Source organism: Streptomyces sp. CA-111067 (assembly GCF_050956065.1).
Lineage (GTDB): Bacteria > Actinomycetota > Actinomycetes > Streptomycetales > Streptomycetaceae > Actinacidiphila.
This window is the reverse complement of record NZ_CP192103.1, coordinates 6009043-6026338: the sequence shown is the minus strand read 5'-3', so window position 1 is coordinate 6026338 and position 17296 is coordinate 6009043. Positions and strand designations below refer to the sequence as shown.

13 protein-coding genes are annotated in these 17296 nt (G+C 69.0%); 4 read left to right on the top strand and 9 right to left on the bottom strand.

The genetic code is table 11. The annotated features are described in order from the left end of the window. Nucleotides 1–57: 57 nt before the first annotated feature. The 8 genes from ACQPW6_RS26645 to ACQPW6_RS26610 all read right to left on the bottom strand — a co-directional run bounded on the left by ACQPW6_RS26645 (nucleotide 58) and on the right by ACQPW6_RS26610 (nucleotide 12119). Nucleotides 58–1713: a peptide ABC transporter substrate-binding protein gene (locus ACQPW6_RS26645; protein WP_433892208.1), complete on the bottom strand. Its 1656-nt coding sequence runs from the start codon at nucleotides 1711–1713 to the stop codon at nucleotides 58–60. Between the two features lie 195 nt (nucleotides 1714–1908). Then, nucleotides 1909–2964 carry an ABC transporter ATP-binding protein gene (locus tag ACQPW6_RS26640; protein ID WP_433894671.1) on the bottom strand — a complete coding sequence of 352 codons (1056 nt, stop codon included), beginning with the start codon at nucleotides 2962–2964 and terminating at the stop codon, nucleotides 1909–1911. A gap of 112 nt (nucleotides 2965–3076) precedes the next feature. Next, nucleotides 3077–4105: an ABC transporter ATP-binding protein gene (locus ACQPW6_RS26635; protein WP_433892207.1), complete on the bottom strand. Its 1029-nt coding sequence runs from the start codon at nucleotides 4103–4105 to the stop codon at nucleotides 3077–3079. An 11-nt stretch (nucleotides 4106–4116) separates the two neighbouring features. Then, nucleotides 4117–5049, bottom strand: a complete 933-nt coding sequence (locus ACQPW6_RS26630) for an ABC transporter permease (protein WP_433892206.1) — start codon at nucleotides 5047–5049, stop codon at nucleotides 4117–4119. Beyond that, nucleotides 5042–5965 (bottom strand): ABC transporter permease, encoded by a 924-nt coding sequence (locus ACQPW6_RS26625; protein WP_433892205.1) that lies wholly within the window; start codon nucleotides 5963–5965, stop codon nucleotides 5042–5044. Before ACQPW6_RS26625 ends, ACQPW6_RS26630 begins: the two co-directional genes overlap by 8 nt. Nucleotides 5966–6104: 139 nt before the next feature. Then, nucleotides 6105–7781, bottom strand: coding sequence for a peptide ABC transporter substrate-binding protein (locus tag ACQPW6_RS26620; RefSeq protein WP_433892204.1), 1677 nt, complete (start codon nucleotides 7779–7781; stop codon nucleotides 6105–6107). 405 nt (nucleotides 7782–8186) lie between these two features. Then, nucleotides 8187–10052: a translational GTPase TypA gene (gene typA, locus ACQPW6_RS26615; protein WP_433892203.1), complete on the bottom strand. Its 1866-nt coding sequence runs from the start codon at nucleotides 10050–10052 to the stop codon at nucleotides 8187–8189. Nucleotides 10053–10208: 156 nt separating this feature from the next. Next, nucleotides 10209–12119: an ABC transporter family substrate-binding protein gene (locus ACQPW6_RS26610; protein ID WP_433892202.1), complete on the bottom strand. Its 1911-nt coding sequence runs from the start codon at nucleotides 12117–12119 to the stop codon at nucleotides 10209–10211. A 278-nt stretch (nucleotides 12120–12397) separates the two neighbouring features. On the opposite strand from ACQPW6_RS26610, the gene ACQPW6_RS26605 reads away from it, so the two are divergent. The 4 genes from ACQPW6_RS26605 to ACQPW6_RS26590 all read left to right on the top strand — a co-directional run bounded on the left by ACQPW6_RS26605 (nucleotide 12398) and on the right by ACQPW6_RS26590 (nucleotide 16391). Continuing rightward, on the top strand, nucleotides 12398–12685 hold the full coding sequence (locus ACQPW6_RS26605) for a hypothetical protein (RefSeq protein ID WP_433892201.1): 288 nt from the start codon (nucleotides 12398–12400) through the stop codon (nucleotides 12683–12685). 85 nt (nucleotides 12686–12770) lie between these two features. Then, a complete protein-coding gene (locus ACQPW6_RS26600) occupies nucleotides 12771–13637 on the top strand; it encodes a hypothetical protein (RefSeq protein WP_433892200.1) in 867 nt (288 codons plus the stop codon). Nucleotide 13638: 1 nt separating this feature from the next. Continuing rightward, nucleotides 13639–15627, top strand: a complete 1989-nt coding sequence (locus ACQPW6_RS26595) for a fumarate reductase/succinate dehydrogenase flavoprotein subunit (protein WP_433892199.1) — start codon at nucleotides 13639–13641, stop codon at nucleotides 15625–15627. Further along, nucleotides 15624–16391 carry a succinate dehydrogenase/fumarate reductase iron-sulfur subunit gene (locus ACQPW6_RS26590; RefSeq protein ID WP_433892198.1) on the top strand — a complete coding sequence of 256 codons (768 nt, stop codon included), beginning with the start codon at nucleotides 15624–15626 and terminating at the stop codon, nucleotides 16389–16391. The genes ACQPW6_RS26595 and ACQPW6_RS26590 overlap by 4 nt, the downstream gene beginning before the upstream one ends. Nucleotides 16392–16806: 415 nt before the next feature. On the opposite strand, the gene ACQPW6_RS26585 is transcribed toward ACQPW6_RS26590, so the two are convergent. Then, nucleotides 16807–17223 (bottom strand): winged helix-turn-helix transcriptional regulator, encoded by a 417-nt coding sequence (locus tag ACQPW6_RS26585; RefSeq protein WP_433892197.1) that lies wholly within the window; start codon nucleotides 17221–17223, stop codon nucleotides 16807–16809. Nucleotides 17224–17296: the final 73 nt, after the last annotated feature.

Here is a 17296-nt window from a genome sequence, read left to right as displayed (position 1 = left end):
CCGCGAAGCGGCTGGAGGCCGCACCGGGCGGCTGCCCGGCGCGGCCTCCAGCCGGCGTCAGTTGACCTTGATCTCGTTGTAGACCGGGACGCTGAACGGGTTCAGCGCGACGTTGCTGACCTTGGTCGAGTAGCCGGCGCTGCCGTTCTGGTACCAGAGCGGGATCGACGGCATGTCGGTGACCAGCTGCTTCTCGGCGTCCTGGAACAGGCCGATGGCCTTGCCGGTGTCGGACTCACCGTTCGCCTGGTTGATCAGCTTGTCGAACTGCGGACTGCTGTAGTGCGAGTCGTTCGACGAGGCGTCGGTGTAGTACTGGGGCTGGAGGAAGTCCTGGATCAGCGGGTAGTCCATCTGCCAGCCGGCCCGGAACGGGTTGTCCATCTGCTTGTTGGTGATCTTGTTCCGGAAGTCCGCGAAGGTGCCGGTGGGGGCGCCGACGCAGGCCTTGTTGTTGCCGAGCGCGTTGTTGATGCTGTTGCAGACCGCGTCCACCCAGTCCTTGTGGGAGCCGGTGTCGGCGTTGTAGGCGATGGTGATCTTGCCGCCGGGCAGGCCGCCGGCCTGCTGGATCATCGCCTTGGCCTTGGCCGGGTCATAGGTGCACTCGGTGCCGCACAGGCCCGCCTTGTAGCCGCCCGCGTCGCCGAGCACCGGGGAGGTCCAGTCGGTGGCCGGGGTGCGGGTGTTCTGGAAGATCTGCTGGGTGATCGTCTTGCGGTCGATCGCCATCGACAGGCCCTGCCTGACCTTGGCGGAGTTCGCCGACGACCAGCGCGCGTTGTACAGCGGGAAGGAGATGGTCTGGATGATGCCGGCGGGGACGTTGATGTACCGGTCGCCCAGGTCGCTCTTGACGTTCTTGAGCTGGGCGGCCGGGATGTCGTCCACCAGGTCGAGGTTGCCGGCCTGGAGGTCGGTGTACGCGGTGTTGTTGTCGGTGTAGACCCGCAGCTCCACGCCGTCGTTCTGGGCCGGGTCGGGGCCCTTGTAGCCGCTCCACTTCACCAGGTTCATCTTGGAACCCTTGGTGTACGACTGAATGGAGTACGGGCCGTTGCCGATCGGCTTGGCGAGCCAGGAGGCCCGGTTGGTGAAGAACGCTTTCGGCAGCGGGTAGAACGCCGAGTAGCCGAGGGTGTCGGCCCACAGCGAGAACTTCTGGTTGAGCTTGACGGTGAACTCGGTGTCGGAGACCTTCTTCAGCCCGGACAGCGTGGTGGCGGTGGACTTGGCGCCCGCGGCGTCCGGGTGCACCTTGTCGTAGCCGTCGATGTAGCTGAAGAAGCTCGCGTTGAGCTGGGCGTTCTTCAGCAGCGCGTCGTAGTTCCAGGCGTTGATGAAGGAGTCGGCGTTGACCGGCTCGCCGTTGCTGAAGGTCCAGCCGCTCTTCAGCTTGATGTCGAAGTTCTGCGAGTCCTTGGTGGTGATCGACTCGGCGATCATGTTCTCGGCCTTGGCGGTCTTCGGGTCGTACTTCTTCAGGCCGCGGAAGATCATGTCGAGCACCTTGCCGCCCTGCACCTCGTTGGTGTCGGCCGGCTCCAGCGGGTTCTGCGGGTCGCCCCAGGAGGCCCGAACGACGCCGGAGCCGCCGCCGCTGCCGGTACCGCCGCCACCGCCGCTGTCGTTGCTGCTGCTGCCGCAGGCGGCGGCGGTCAGGGCGACGGCCATCACACCGACGGCCCACTTCACGCGCGTGGCTCCGCGCATCGCGTGCCTCCTCATGGGTCACAAATGACGCTTTGATCCCCATGACACAGCAATCGCAGCAAACCTGCACTTTTGCCACTGCGTGTCGCCGTACCAATGCATTGGCCACGGCACGACACAACGTCAGAAGGGGCGCCCCCGGCGAGGGGTGCCCCTTCTGACGGATACTCCGGCCGCGCGGCGGCCGGCTCGCGGTCAGGCCGCGCCCACCACGTCCTTCTCGGCGGCGAAGTGGCAGGCCGACTCGTGCGCGGCCGGGGTGTCGGTGCCGGCGAAGACCTGCGGGATCGCCAGCAGCGGCTCCTCCTGCGCGCACCTGTCCTCGGCCTTCCAGCACCGGGTACGGAATCGGCAGCCGGACGGCGGATTGGCCGGCGAGGGCACGTCGCCGCTGAGGATGATCCGCTCCCGGTGCTCGCGCGCCTCGGGGTCGGGCACCGGCACCGCGGACAGCAGCGCCTGGGTGTACGGGTGCGTCGGGTGCTCGTAGATCTCGGCGTCGGTGCCGATCTCCGCCATCCGGCCCAGGTACATCACGCCGACCCGGTCCGAGATGTGCCGGACGATGGACAGGTCGTGCGCGATGAAGATGTAGGCGAGGTTGAACTCGTCCTGCAGCTTCTCCATCAGGTTGATGACCTGCGCCTGCACCGACACGTCGAGCGCGGAGACCGGCTCGTCGCAGATGATGACCTCGGGGTTCAGCGCCAGCCCGCGGGCGATGCCGATCCGCTGCCGCTGCCCGCCGGAGAACTGGTGCGGGTACCGGTTGATGTACTCCGGGTTCAGGCCGACGACGTCCAGCAGCTCCTGGACCTTGCGCCGCCGGTCGCCCTTCGGGGCCACCTCGGGGTGGATGTCGAACGGCTCCCCGATGATGTCGCCGACCGTCATCCGCGGGTTCAGCGAGGTGTACGGGTCCTGGAACACCATCTGGATGTTGCGGCGGACCACCTTCAGCGCCCGCCCCGACAGCTTGGTGATGTCCTGGCCCTTGTAGAAGACCTCGCCGGCGGTGGCGTCCTCAAGCCGCATCAGCAGCTTGGCGACCGTGGACTTGCCGCAGCCGGACTCGCCGACGATGCCGAGCGTCTCGCCCGCGAACAGGTCGAAGGAGATCCCGTCGACCGCCTTGACGGCGCCGATCTGCTTCTTGAAGACGATGCCCTGGGTCAGCGGGAAGTGCTTGACCAGGTTCCGCACCTGGAGCAGCGGCTCCCGGTCGGCGGCCGGCGCGGCCGGCTTCGCCAGGCTGGGGGCCGGCTTGTCCGCGGCGGCGGCCTTGGCGGCGGCCTCGGCCTGCGCCTGTGCGGGAGTGCGGTCCGCGGAGTCGCGGTCCTCGGGCTGCTTGGGGGTGTTCAGCTCACTCACCGAGGGTCTCCTTCCAGAAGTGGCAGGCGCTGCCGCGCTCGTCGCTCACCCGGTGCAGCGGCGGAACGTCGGTGCGGCAGATGTCCTGCGCCATCGGGCAGCGCGGGTTGAACGCGCAGCCCGGCGGTATGTGCAGCAGGTTGGGCGGCAGGCCCTTGATCGCGTACAGCTCCTGGCCCTTCTGGTCCAGCCGCGGAATCGACTGGAGCAGGCCCTTGGTGTACGGGTGCGCCGGCTTCTTGTAGATCTGGTGCACCGGCGCGTTCTCCACGATCCGGCCCGCGTACATCACCGCGATCTTGTCGGCGACGTCGGCGACCACACCCAGGTCGTGGGTGATCAGGATCAGGCCCATGTTGAACTCGCGCTGGAGCTCGGCCAGCAGGTCCATCACCTGCGCCTGCACCGTCACGTCGAGCGCCGTGGTGGGCTCGTCGGCGATGATCAGGTCGGGCTCCAGGGCGAGCGCCATCGCGATCATGATGCGCTGCCGCATACCGCCGGAGAACTGGTGCGGGTAGTCGCCCACCCGCTCCCTGGCGGCCGGGATGCGCACCCGCTCCATCAGCTCGATGGCCTTGGCCTTGGCCTCCTTGCGGCCCAGGCCCTGGTGCACCCGGAACATCTCGCCGAGCTGGTAGCCCACCGACAGCACCGGGTTGAGCGAGGACAGCGCGTCCTGGAAGATCATGGCGATCTTCCGGCCGCGGATCTTGCGCCGCTCCTCGCCGGACATCTTGAGCATGTCCCGGCCCTGGAACAGGATCTCGCCCTTGGGGATCTTCCCCGGCGGCATGTCGAGGATGCCCATGACCGCCTGCGCGGACACGGACTTGCCGGAGCCGGACTCGCCGAGGATCGCCAGCGTCTCCCCGGCGTTGACCGAGAAGTTGACGCCGTTCACGGCCTTGGCCACGCCGTCCCTGGTGTGGAACTCGACGTGCAGGTCCCGTACTTCGAGCAGCGGGGCGGTGGCAAGATCGGGCGCGAGGGCGCCCGCGGAATCGTCGATGACAGTCAACGTACGCCCTCCTAGCGCAGCTTGGGGTCGAGGGCGTCGCGGACCGCGTCGCCGAGCATGATGAACGCCAGCACGGTGATGCTCAGCGCCCCGGCGGGGAACAGCAGCATGTGCGGCGCGTTGCGGATCTGGCCGGAGGCGGCGGAGATGTCGATACCCCACGACACGGCCGGCGGCTTCAGGCCGACGCCGAGGTAGGACAGCGTGGCCTCCAGCGAGATGTACGTACCCAGCGCGATGGTCGCCACCACGATGATCGGGGCGAGCGCGTTCGGCATGATGTGCCGCAGCATGATCCGGCTGTTGCTCGCGCCGAGCGCCTTCGCGGCCTGTACGTAGTCCTGCTGTTTCGCGGTGATCACCGCGCCGCGGGCGATACGGGCGATCTGCGGCCAGCCCAGCAGGACGATGAAGGCGCAGACGGTGGTCACCGAGCCGCCCTTGACCACGGACAGGAAGACCACGCCGCCGAGCAGGATCGGGATGCCGAAGAAGATGTTGCTCAGCATCGTGATCAGCGCGTCCCACACGCCGCCGAAGAAGCCGGCCAGGCCGCCCAGGATGCCGCCCAGGATCGTGGTGCCCAGGGTGGCGAGCACACCGACCGCGACCGAGTCGCGGGCGCCGTGCACGGTACGGCTGTAGACGTCGCAGCCCTGCTGGTCGAAGCCGAACGGATGCCCTGAGGTGGGCCCGTTCTGAGAATTGATCAGGTTGCAGGACAGCGGGTCGGTGCCGGCGATCAGTCCCGGCCAGATCGAGATGACCACCAGGAAGAGGATGACCAGGCTGGACACGTAGAACAGCGGCTTGCGGCTGAGGTCGTGCCAGGCGTCGCCGGTCAGGCTGCGGGCCTTCTCGCGCTGCTGCGTGGGATCAACCGGCCCGGCAGGGGTGCTGGACACCGCGTTGACGAGGCTGGAGCTGTCGGTCAGGTCAGACATACCGGATCCTCGGGTCCAGGACCGCGTAAAGCAGGTCGACAATCAGGTTGGCGGCGAGGAAGATCAGCACCAGGATCGTCACGAACCCCACGACCGTCTGCGGGTTGTTGCGGAGGATGCCCTGGTAGAGCTGGTAACCGACGCCCTGGATGTTGAATATTCGCTCGGTGACGATGGCGCCGGCCATCAGGCCGCCGATGTCGGTACCGAGGAAGGTCACCACCGGGATCAGCGAGTTGCGCAGCAGGTGGACGGTGACCACCCGGCGGCGCGGCAGGCCCTTGGCCACCGCGGTGCGCACGTAGTCGGCGCGGGAGTTCTCGGCGACCGAGGTACGGGTCAGCCGGGCCACATAGGCCAGCGAGACTCCCGCCAGCACCACGCCCGGCATGATCAGGTCCTTGAAGGGCGTGCCCTCGCTGACCGCTGGATGGGCGATGCCCCACTTGACGCCCACGAAGTACTGGAGCACGTAACCGGTGACGAAGGTCGGCACCGCGACGACGATCAGAGTGACCGCCAGGACCGAGCTGTCGGCGAACCGGCCGCGGCGCAAGCCCGCCAGCAGACCGAGCCCGATGCCGACGACCATCTCGATGGCGAACGCCACCAGGGTGAGCTTGATCGTCTTCGGGAACGCCGTGCCCATGATCTCGGTGACCGGGCGCTGATCGGCGGACTTGCCGAAGTCGCCGCGGAAGATCTGGCCCATGTAGTGGATGTACTGCGCGGGCAGTGAATGGTCCAGATACATCTGATGCCGGATCTGCGCCGCTGTGGCGGGATCCGGTGCACGGTCGCCGAACATCGCCGCGACGGGATCGCCGAGCGCGTAGACCATGACGAATATCAAGAAAGTGGTACCGATGAAGACCGGCACCATCTGGAGCAGTCGTCGTATGACGTAGCGCCCCATCAGCCCTCCAGGGATCGTGCAGACGTCAGCCGGGGCAGGTTGGGCCCCGGCTGACGTCCGCACCGCGAGCGGTTGCTGTCAGTTCCCCCCTGTTGCACGCCCGGCCCCAGGTACGGGGCCGGACGTTACCGCATCAGGTCTACTTGTTGACCGTGATCTCGGTGAAGACGGGGTAGCTGAACGCGTTCTCCGTCACGTTGGACACCTTGGACGACCAGCCGGCCTGACCGTTCTGGTACCACAGGGGCACCACCGGCATGTCCGTGAAGAGCAGCTTCTCAGCGCTCTTGTAGAGCGAGATCGCCTTGGTGGTGTCCGGCTCCGCGTTCGCCTGCTTGATCAGCTTGTCGAACGCCGGGTTGCTGTACTTCGAGTCGTTCGAGCTGCCGCCGGTCGCGTACAGCGGCGTCAGGAAGTCGTCGATCAGCGGGTAGTCCATCTGCCAGCCGGAGCGGAACGGCTGCTTCATCTCGCCCTTGGTGATCTGGTTGCGGAAGTCCGCGAAGGTACCGGTCGGGGCGCCGACACAGGCCTTGTTGTTGCCCAGCACGTTGTTGATGCTGTTGCAGACCGCGTCCACCCACTCCTTGTGGGAGCCGGAGTCGGCGTTGTAGCCGAGGGTCATGTGACCGCCGGGCAGGCCGCCGGCCTCCTGGATGAGCTGCTTGGCCTGGGTCGGGTTGTACTTGACCGTGTCGCCGGCCAGGGTCGGGTCGTAACCGCCGGCCGCGCCCAGCACCGGGGAGGTGAGGTCGCTGGCCGGGGTGCGGGTGCCCTGGAAGATCTTGTCGGTGATCGTCTTGCGGTCGATCGCCTCGGAGATGCCCAGCCGCAGCTTCGCACCGTTCGGGCCGTTCCAGGCGGGCTGGTTCAGCGGGAACGAGAAGGTCTGGATGATGCCGGCCGGCTGGTTCAGGTACCGGCCGTTGAGGTCGGTCTTGACGTGGCTGAGGTCGGTGGCCGGGATGTCGTCGAGGACGTCCAGGTTGCCGGACTGCAGGTCCGAGTAGGCCGCGTCGCTGCTGGTGTAGACCTTGAGCAGCACGCCGCCGTTCTTGGGCTTGCTCGGGCCGGTGTAGTACGGGTTCGGGACCAGCTTCATGCTGCTGCCCTTGGTGTACGACTGCACCATGTACGGGCCGTCGCCGACCGGCTTCTTCAGGTACGCCGCGTGGTTGCTGAAGAAGGACTTCGGCAGCGGGGCGAACGCCTTGTAGCCGAGGCGGTCGGGCCAGGTGGAGAACTTCTGGCTCAGCTTGACCGTGAAGGTGTGGTCGTCCACGACCTTCAGGCCGGACATCGTCTTGGCCGTCGGCTTGGACTTCTCGTCGGCCGGGTGGACGGCGTTGTAGCCGTCGATGTCGGCGAAGAAGTACGCGTTCAGCTGGGCGTTGGTGAGCAGCGCGCCGTAGTTCCAGGCGTCCACGAAGGACTGGGCGGTCACCGGGGTGCCGTCGGAGAACTTCAGGTCCGGCTTCACCTTGATGGTGAAGTTCTGCTGGTCGGTCGTGTCGATCGACTGAGCGGCCTCAAGGTTGGCCTTACCCGTCTTCGGGTCGTACTCCTTGAGGTCCATGAAGATCATGTCCAGGACCTTGCCGCCCTGCACCTCATTGGTGTTGGCCGGCTCGAGCGGGTTCTGCGGGTCTCCCCACCAGGCCCTGACTATGCCGTTCGGGTCGCTGGCGCCGGCCGCTGCACTGGTGCTGCTGCCCTTGTCGTTACCCGAATCGTCGCTGCTCGAACTGCAAGCAGTTGCTGCGAGGGCGATAACCGCCGCACCTACTACCCACTTGGCGCTCTTGGCACCGCGCATGGGTTTGCCTCCTCAGGAGTCACTTTCGATACGTGAAAGGAAGGCCGGACGCCGACTGACACCCCTGACAGCGACTGCGGCCTTCCTGTGCTCGTGAGTCGGCGCTCCCCATCAGCGCTTGACCCATTGACCCGAGCTCAACTTGCTCCACTATCGGGCACGTTTGAGGTCGGAACGACACACACGCGGTCTCGCTTTGGTCACATCAAGCCCAAGGAGGTTCCAGAATCCGGACATTCTGGAAGCAGACAGACAGCCTCGAATCGGACTGTGTGAGATATGTAACGGTGACCGTCGTCCGAATATCGGACGTCTCACACGTATACGGGAGGGGTCCGGCGAACAGCACCGGACCCCTCCATCACGCCACCTCGAACCGCGGTCACGCCGTGACCGCGGCGGCACTCACCTCTTGGCGCGGGAGGCGGCCCGGCCGCGCTCCTTCTGGTCGAGGACTACCTTACGGATCCTGACCGTCTCAGGGGTCACCTCGATGCACTCGTCCTCGCGGCAGAACTCCAGGGACTGCTCCAGGGAGAGCTTGCGCGGCGGCACCACGTTCTCGGTGTTGTCCGCGGAGGCGGCCCGCATGTTGGTGAGCTTCTTCTCCTTGGTGATGTTCACGTCCATGTCGTCGGAGCGCGAGTTCTCACCGATGATCATGCCCTCGTAGACCTCGGTGGTCGGCTCGACGAAGATCACCCCGCGCTCCTGGAGGTTGATCATCGCGAACGGCGTCACCACACCGGAGCGGTCGGCCACCAGCGAGCCGTTGTTGCGGGTCCGCAGGTCGCCGAACCACGGCTCGTGGCCCTCGAAGATGCTGTGCGCGATGCCGGTGCCGCGGGTGTCGGTCAGGAAGTCGGTACGGAAGCCGATCAGGCCGCGGGCCGGGACCACGAACTCCATCCGGACCCAGCCGGAGCCGTGGTTGGTCATGGTCTCCATCCGGCCCTTGCGGGTGGCCATCAGCTGGGTGATCGCACCGAGGTACTCCTCAGGGCAGTCCACCGTCATCCGCTCGACCGGCTCGTGCACCTTGCCGTTGATCTCCTTGGTGACCACCTGCGGCTTGCCGACGGTCAGCTCGAAGCCCTCCCGGCGCATGGTCTCCACCAGGATCGCCAGCGCCAGCTCGCCGCGGCCCTGCACCTCCCAGGTGTCGGGGCGCTCGGTCGGCAGCACCCGCAGCGACACGTTGCCGATCAGCTCGCGGTCGAGACGGTCCTTGACCTGCCGGGCGGTGACCTTGTGGCCCTTGCCGCCCTTGCCGACCAGCGGCGAGGTGTTGGTGCCGATGGTCATCGAGATGGCCGGCTCGTCCACCGTGATCAGCGGCAGCGCGACCGGGTTCTCCAGGTCGGCCAGCGTCTCGCCGATGGTGATGTCCGGGATGCCGGCCACCGCGCAGATGTCACCGGGGCCGGCCAGCTCGGCGGGCTTGCGGGTCAGCGCCTCGGTCATCAGCAGCTCGGTGATCTTCACCTGGGCGACCGAGCCGTCCCGCTTCATCCACGCGACCTGCTGCCCCTTGCGCAGCTCGCCCTCCTCCACGCGCAGCAGCGCGATCCGGCCGAGGAAGTTGTCCGCGTCGAGGTTGGTGACATGCGCCTGGAGCGGCGCGCCCTCGGTGTACGTGGGGGCCGGCACGGTGGACAGGATGGTGGAGAAGAACGGCTCCAGGCTGTCGCTGTCGGCCGGCACGGTGCCGTCGGCCGGCTTGGTCAGCGAGGCCACCCCGTCCCTGGCGCAGGCGTAGACGATCGGGAACTCGATCTGGTCCTCGTCCGCGTCCAGGTCGAGGAACAGGTCGTAGGTCTCGTTGACGACCTCGTCGATCCGCGAGTCGGGGCGGTCGGTCTTGTTGATGCAGAGGATGACCGGCAGCTTGGCGGTCAGTGCCTTGCGCAGCACGAAACGCGTCTGCGGCAGCGGGCCCTCCGAGGCGTCCACCAGCAGCACCACCGCGTCCACCATGGACAGGCCGCGCTCGACCTCACCGCCGAAGTCGGCGTGCCCGGGGGTGTCGATGATGTTGATGGTGATGACATCGCCGCCACCCTTGGGGTGGTACTTCACGGCGGTGTTCTTCGCGAGAATGGTGATGCCCTTCTCGCGCTCCAGGTCGTTGGAGTCCATCATCCGGTCGTCGAGGTGCTGGTGGGCGGCGAAGGCGCCCGCCTGCTTGAGCATGGCGTCGACGAGGGTCGTCTTGCCGTGATCGACGTGGGCGACGATGGCGACGTTACGGATATCGTGGCGCGTGGACATGCGGCGGCGCTTCTCCCGGAATCGTGGATTGGCGTCGCGTTCCTCGTTGACGCGCTCGCCCGCCGGGCAGGGTCACGCCGCGGCCTTGTCCGTCCATCGTACGGGGCCCGGCGGCCCGGACCGTCCGAGGCGGACGGCCCGGGCGCCGCGCCGCGGCTACTTGCGGAAGCCGAGGTCCTGGTATCGGGGGGTCTGGAAGCCGAACGCGCCGGCGTTGGCGACGTTCGTCCGCAGGCCCACCACCTCGGGGCGCTGGTAGAGCGGGATGGAGCCGGCCGCGGCCCAGATCCTGGAGTCCGCCTGGGCTGCCAGGTCACGGGCGGTGCCGGCGTTCAGCTCGCCGCCGGCCCGGCTGAGCAGCTGGTCGATCTGGTCGGTGCCGACCCTGGTGTAGTTCTGCGCCACGGTGAGCGAGCCGTCGGGGGCCGGCACCGGCTTGGCGAAGATCGGGGTGTCGTCGGTGGCCGGGAAGGCGCTGCCCGGCCAGGAGTAGAGCGCCAGGTCGAAGTCGCCGGAGGCGATGTGGTCCTGGAAGTAGGCGTCGCCGTCGACCCGGCTCAGCTCGGTCTTGATGCCGATCCCGGAGAGCATCCTGGCGATCTGGTTGCCGACCGCGTCCAGCGTCGGGGAGTCCGAGGGGAGCACGAAGCGCAGCGTCAGGTCCTTGCCCGCCTTGGCCACCGCCCGGCTGGGGGCGACGACCGTGACGGCGCCGGGGGCCGCCGCCTGGCCGCCTCCCTCGCCGCCGCCCTCGTCGGCGGGGGCCTCGGCGGGCTTGCCCGAGGGGGTCTCCGACGGCTTGGCGGACGCCTTGCCCGAGGCGGAGGCCGACGGGGTGGCGGCCGGCGCCGCGGCGGGTCCGGCGGCCTGGTCGCCGGCCTTGGCGGCGGCCCGCTGCCAGCCGGCGTCGGCCAGCAGCGCCTGCGCCTGGCTGACGCTGGTGCCCCCGAGGGCCGAGCTGTGGTCCTGGTAGCCGTCCTGCGAGGGCAGCACCAGGTGGTTGCCGAGTGCCTTCGCGGGCAGCCCGAGCGGCCCGAGCACCGACTTGGCGATGGCCTGCCGGTCCAGCGAGCGGGCCACCGCGCGGCGCACCCGCTCGTCGGTGAGCGGCCCCGAGGTGCCGTTCATGGCCAGCTGCGCGTAGGCCGCGTCGGGGGCCTTGCGGACGGCCACGCCCTTGTCGGCGGCGACCGCCTTCATCGACTCGGGGTCGATCTCGCCGAGGTCGAGGGTGCCGGCCGCCAGCGCGGTCGCCCGCTTGTCGCGCGGCACGGCGGTCAGCACCAGCTGGTCGAGCTTGGCGCGGTCGCCCCACCAGGCCGGGTTGCGGTCGAGGGTGACGGTGCCGGCGTGGGCGTCCACCGCCTTGACCGCGAACGGTCCCGCCACCACCGGCAGCTTGGTGCGGGCGCCGTCGTTGAAGGCGTCGGCGCTGCCGGTGACCGAGGACGGGTAGAGCGGGCTGAACAGCGAGCGCCAGTCCGCGTACGGGGTGCTGAAGGTGACCTTCACCTCGTGCACGTCCTTGCCCTGCGCGACCGCGGCGATCCGGTCGTAGCCGGCGTTGCGGGAGGTCCAGTAGGCGGCGTTCTTGCCGTTCAGCGCCTTCCACTGGGCGACGAAGTCGGCGGCGCCGACCGCCCGGCCGTCGCTCCACTTCGCCTTGGGGTTGAGCTGGTAGGTGACCACCTGGCGGGGCTGCTGGGAGACGACAGCGGCCTTGCTGAGGAAGTCGGAGTCGGCCTGCGGGTTGCCGTGGCCGTCGAGCCGGAACATCGCCGGCAGCGTGGCGCCGGCGATCGTCTCGGTGTCGGCGTCCGCGTCGGCCTGGAACGCGTTCAGGGTGCGGGGCATCTCGTCGGTCGCCCAGCGCAGGGTGCCGCCGTCGCGGACCCCCGAGCGGGACACGGCGGCCACGTCGGTGCCCGCGCTGCCGGCGGCGTTGCCGCCGCCGGAGGAGCAGGCGGTGAGTGTGAGTGCGGCACCGGCGGTGAGCGCCATGGCGGCGCGCACCGCGCGGCCCCGCGCTACCGGTGGGACAGCGGTGGGGTTCGCGCTGCGGTTCATGGGTCGGGCACCTCCGCGGCCTGCGGTCCACCGCTGGTACGGCGTCCGCCAGGGACTCATCCGGTCTGATGTGCTGTTTTTCAGCTAATTTCGGGTAAATGGGACCCCGGCCCGCCGCCGGACCCGCGCCGACCCGCCGACAGCGGGCACCGACTCCACCCGTCCGGCCCACAGGTACGGCAATCCGTGCAGCCGTCTTCACAAGGCACGGTGTGACGCGCGACACTCCAATGCGGCAGCGTCACCCACCGCAAGGCGGCAGATGGTGAGGGCAAACCATGTCTCTGCACGATGACCTGACATCGGTACAACGGCGTCTGGACGACCTCATGAGGTGCGTCGGGCGGCTGGACGAACACGCGGGCGACAGCCTCGACATGCGCCGGGTGCGTACCGACGCCGGCCACCTGCGGGAGTCGCTGACCCTGCTGCAGAGCTCGGTGCCCGCCCTGGCCGGCCGCGCGCCGGTCGAGATGGTGACGATCCCGGACGCGCCCTACGACCGCGGGCTGTGGGACGACGCCGAGGACGAGGGGCTGGGCTCGCCGCACCGGCACGCGCCCTGAGCACGCCGCCCGCCCGCCGCGCCCGCTTCAGCGCGCGGCCGTGAGCCGCGCGCCCCCCGATCACCGCCCGTACGGAGAGTCCTCCTTGGCCACCGGAACCACCCCACCCCCCTCACCTCCCTCCTCCCCCTCGCTGCCGTCCACCCCCACGACCCCCGCGGCCCGCGGCGTCCTGTCGCCCGGCCGCGCCGCGATCCCGGCCCGGCACCTGCGGACCGACCGATGGTGGCTGCCGCCCCTGGTCACCGCGCTGGGCCTGGGGATCTTCGTCGTCTACTCGACCTGGCGGGCGTTCGCCAACGGCCACTACTACGCCGCGCCCTACGTCTCGCCGTTCTACTCGCCCTGCCTGGCGTCCAACTGCACGGACATGCGCGGCGGCGCCGACTGGGCGCTGTTCGGCCACTGGTGGGGCCTGTCCCCCGCGCTGCTGGTACTGGTCTTCCCGCTCGGCTTCCGGCTGACCTGCTACTACTACCGCAAGGCGTACTACCGGGGCTTCTGGGCCTCACCGCCCGCCTGCGCGGTCGCCGAGCCGCACGCGAAGTACACCGGCGAGACCCGGCTGCCGCTGATCCTGCAGAACGTGCACCGGTACTTCTTCTACCTGGCGCTGCCGGTGGCCGGCATCCTCACCTACGACACCGCGCTCGCCTTCCGCGACACCCACGGGGCCTGGGGGCACGCCGGACTCGGCACCCTCGTCTTCGTCCTGAACATCTCGCTGATCTGGGCGTACACCCTTTCCTGCCACTCCTGCCGGCACATCATCGGCGGCAAGCTGCGGCACTTCTCCGCCCACCCGGTGCGCTACCGGCTGTGGGGCTGGGTGGGAGTGCTCAACGGCCGCCACATGCTGCTCGCCTGGTCCTCGCTGATCAGCGTCGGGGTCGCCGATCTCTATGTGTACCTGGTGTCAAGCGGCGCATTCGACGATCCGAGGTTCTTCTGAGATGACACAGGTTGAACGGCACGCGTACGACGTGGTCGTGGTCGGCGCGGGCGGCGCGGGGCTGCGGGCCGCGATCGAGGCCAGGGAACGCGGCATGCGGACGGCGGTGATCTGCAAGTCCCTGTTCGGCAAGGCCCACACGGTGATGGCCGAGGGCGGCATCGCGGCCAGCATGGGCAACGTCAACTCCGGCGACAACTGGCAGGTGCACTTCCGCGACACCATGCGCGGCGGCAAGTTCCTCAACCAGTGGCGGATGGCCGAACTGCACGCCAAGGAGGCCCCCGACCGGGTCTGGGAGCTGGAGACCTGGGGCGCGCTGTTCGACCGCACCCCCGAGGGCAAGATCTCTCAGCGCAACTTCGGCGGCCACGAGTACCCGCGCCTGGCGCACGTCGGCGACCGCACCGGCCTGGAGCTGATCCGCACCCTCCAGCAGAAGATCGTCTCGCTGCAGCAGGACGACTACGCCGAGACCGGCGACTACGAGTCCCGGCTGAAGGTGTTCCAGGAGTGCACGGTCACCCGGGTGCTCAAGGCCGCCGACGGCGACGGACCCGACCGCGTGGCGGGCGTCTTCGGCTACGTACGCGAGTCCGGCCGGCTGTTCGTGATCGACGCGCCCTCGGTGGTGCTGGCCACCGGCGGCATCGGCAAGTCGTTCAAGGTGACCTCCAACTCCTGGGAGTACACCGGCGACGGGCACGCGCTCGCGCTGCTGGCCGGGGCGCCGCTGATCAACATGGAGTTCATCCAGTTCCACCCGACCGGCATGGTCTGGCCGCCGTCGGTCAAGGGCATCCTCGTCACCGAGTCGGTCCGCGGCGACGGCGGGGTGCTGCGCAACAGCGAGGGCAAGCGGTTCATGTTCGACTACGTGCCGGACGTCTTCAAGGAGAAGTACGCGCAGTCCGAGGACGAGGCCGACGGCTGGTACACCGACCCCGACAAGCACCGCAGGCCGCCCGAGCTGCTGCCCCGCGACGAGGTGGCCAGGGCGATCAACTCCGAGGTCAAGGAGGGCCGCGGCACCCCGCACGGCGGGGTCTTCCTCGACGTGTCCACCCGGCTGCCCGCCGAGGAGATCGAGCGCCGGCTGCCGTCCATGCACCACCAGTTCAAGGAACTGGCCGACGTGGACATCACCGCCGAGCCGATGGAGGTAGGCCCGACCTGCCACTACATGATGGGCGGGGTCGCGGTGGACTCCGACACCGCGGCGGCCGAGGGCGTGCCCGGGCTCTTCGCGGCCGGCGAGGTGGCCGGCGGCATGCACGGCTCCAACCGGCTCGGCGGCAACTCGCTGTCCGACCTGCTGGTGTTCGGCCGCCGCGCGGGCCTGCACGCGGCGGAGCACGCGGCCTCTCTCGGCGCCGACGACCGCCCGCTCGCGCCCCAGGAGCAGATCGACACGGCGGCGGCCGAGGCGCTGCGGCCGTTCAGCGCGGAGGCCGGCATCGCCTCCGACGCCGACGACCCCGAAGCCCCCGACGCCGCGCCGGCCGGGCCGCCGGAGAACCCGTACACCCTGCACCAGGAGCTCCAGCAGGTCATGAACGACCTGGTCGGCATCATCCGGCGCGGCCCGGAGATGGCGAGCGCGCTGGAACGGCTCACCGACCTGCGGGCCCGCTCCCGGCGGGCCGGCGTCGAGGGCCACCGGCAGTTCAACCCCGGCTGGCACCTGGCGATCGACCTGCGCAACATGCTGCTGGTCAGCGAGTGCGTGGCGCGCGCCGCGCTGGAACGCACCGAGAGCCGCGGCGGCCACACCCGCGACGACCACCCCGGCATGGACCGCGGCTGGCGCCAGGTCAACCTGGTCTGCCGGCTCACCGACCCCACCGGCGGCCTCGCGGCCACCGACCCCGAGCGCGGCCAGATCGGACTGACCCGCCGGCCCACCGACCCGATCCGGGCCGATCTGCTCGCCCTCTTCGACCGGGACGAGCTGCTCAAATACCTGACGGACGAGGAGCTGGCCGGGTGAGTTACACAGCACACTTCAAGGTCTGGCGGGGCGACGCCGACGGCGGCGACCTGCGGGACTACGAGATCGAGGTCAACGACGGCGAGGTCGTCCTCGACATCATCCACCGCATCCAGTCCACCCAGGCGAACGACCTGGCGGTCCGCTGGAACTGCAAGGCCGGCAAATGCGGTTCCTGCTCCGCAGAGGTCAACGGCCGCCCCCGGCTGATGTGCATGACGCGCATGTCGGTCTTCACCCCCGAGGAGACGGTGACGGTCACACCGCTGCGCGCCTTCCCGGTGGTCCGCGACCTGGTGACGGACGTGTCCTTCAACTACGCCAAGGCCCGCGAGGTCCCGGCCTTCGTCCCCCCAAAGGGGGTGCCGGCCGGCGAGTACCGCATGCAGCAGGTGGACGTGCAGCGGTCGCAGGAGTTCCGCAAGTGCATCGAGTGCTTCCTGTGCCAGGACACGTGCCATGTGGTGCGCGACCACGAGGAGAACAAGGGCGCTTTCGCCGGGCCCCGGTTCCTGATGCGGGTGGCGGAGCTCGACATGCATCCGCTGGACGCGGCCGCCGAGGTCGGCGTCGACCGGGCGCGGTCGGCGCAGGAGGAGCACGGGCTGGGGTACTGCAACATCACGAAGTGCTGTACGGAGGTGTGCCCGGAGCACATCAAGATCACGGACAACGCGTTGATTCCGCTGAAGGAGAGGGCGGTGGATCGTAAGTACGATCCGCTGGTGTGGCTCGGCAACACGATTCGCCGGCGGCGCGCTTAGGGGGGTTTTCGCCCGGTGGGCGGGGCCGCTCGTTTCCGGGCGCGGGCCGGTTGCCTTCCGGTGTTTCCCACCCGCCCACCCGTGCGGGTGCGTCCTTGGGTGCACGTCTTGTGGTGGGTGGGGTCGGGGCCGGCCCGGGGCACCTCCTCGGGCTGTTCACGGCACCGGGGTAGATCGTGAAGCCCCATGTCGTTCGCAGCCCTGCGGGGGCACCCCGGACCGTCCCCTCCCGGGTCCGTCGGCGGCTTGAGGCCGCTGGGGGTGATCGGTGGGCGGCTGGGGTCTGTTGCCGAGTGCGGGTTACTGACAAGTGCATCGCGCCGGCCGGCGGCGGGAACTCGTACATCTGGGCCAGGCCCTTGTATGCGGCGGCGTCCGGGGACCAGAAGCGGCAGCCGCAAGTCCGATGGCACGGCTATCCGCGGGCGGCCTCGTGCGCCTCGCGGTTGGCGAGGATCTGGTCCATGTTGGTCTGGGCCCACTGCCTGAGGCCGCCCGTCAACTGGTGCAGCGAGAGGCCGAGATCGGTCAGCTCGTAGGTGACGGTGATGGGGACGGTCGGCGTGACGGTCCGGGTGAGCAGGCCGTCGTGTTCGAGCGCGCGCAGGGTCTGCGTCAGCATCTTCTGGCTGACGCCCGCGAGCAGGCGGGAGATCTCGGAGTAGCGCATCGCCCGCGCGGCGTCCGGCGACTCGCCGCCGAGTGCGCACAGGATCAGGACGACCCACTTGTCCGAGATCCGGTCGAGGAGCCGGCGGCTGGGGCATGCCGCCAGGAACGCGTTGTACTCCGCCTTCGCCTGCGCCCTCTGAGCGGCCTTTGTCGGCTCCACCGGTCTCGCCTTTCGGTTGGTTACGCACTCCAGAGTGCCTACTTCCCCGCGGGAAGTAACTCTCCGATACTCA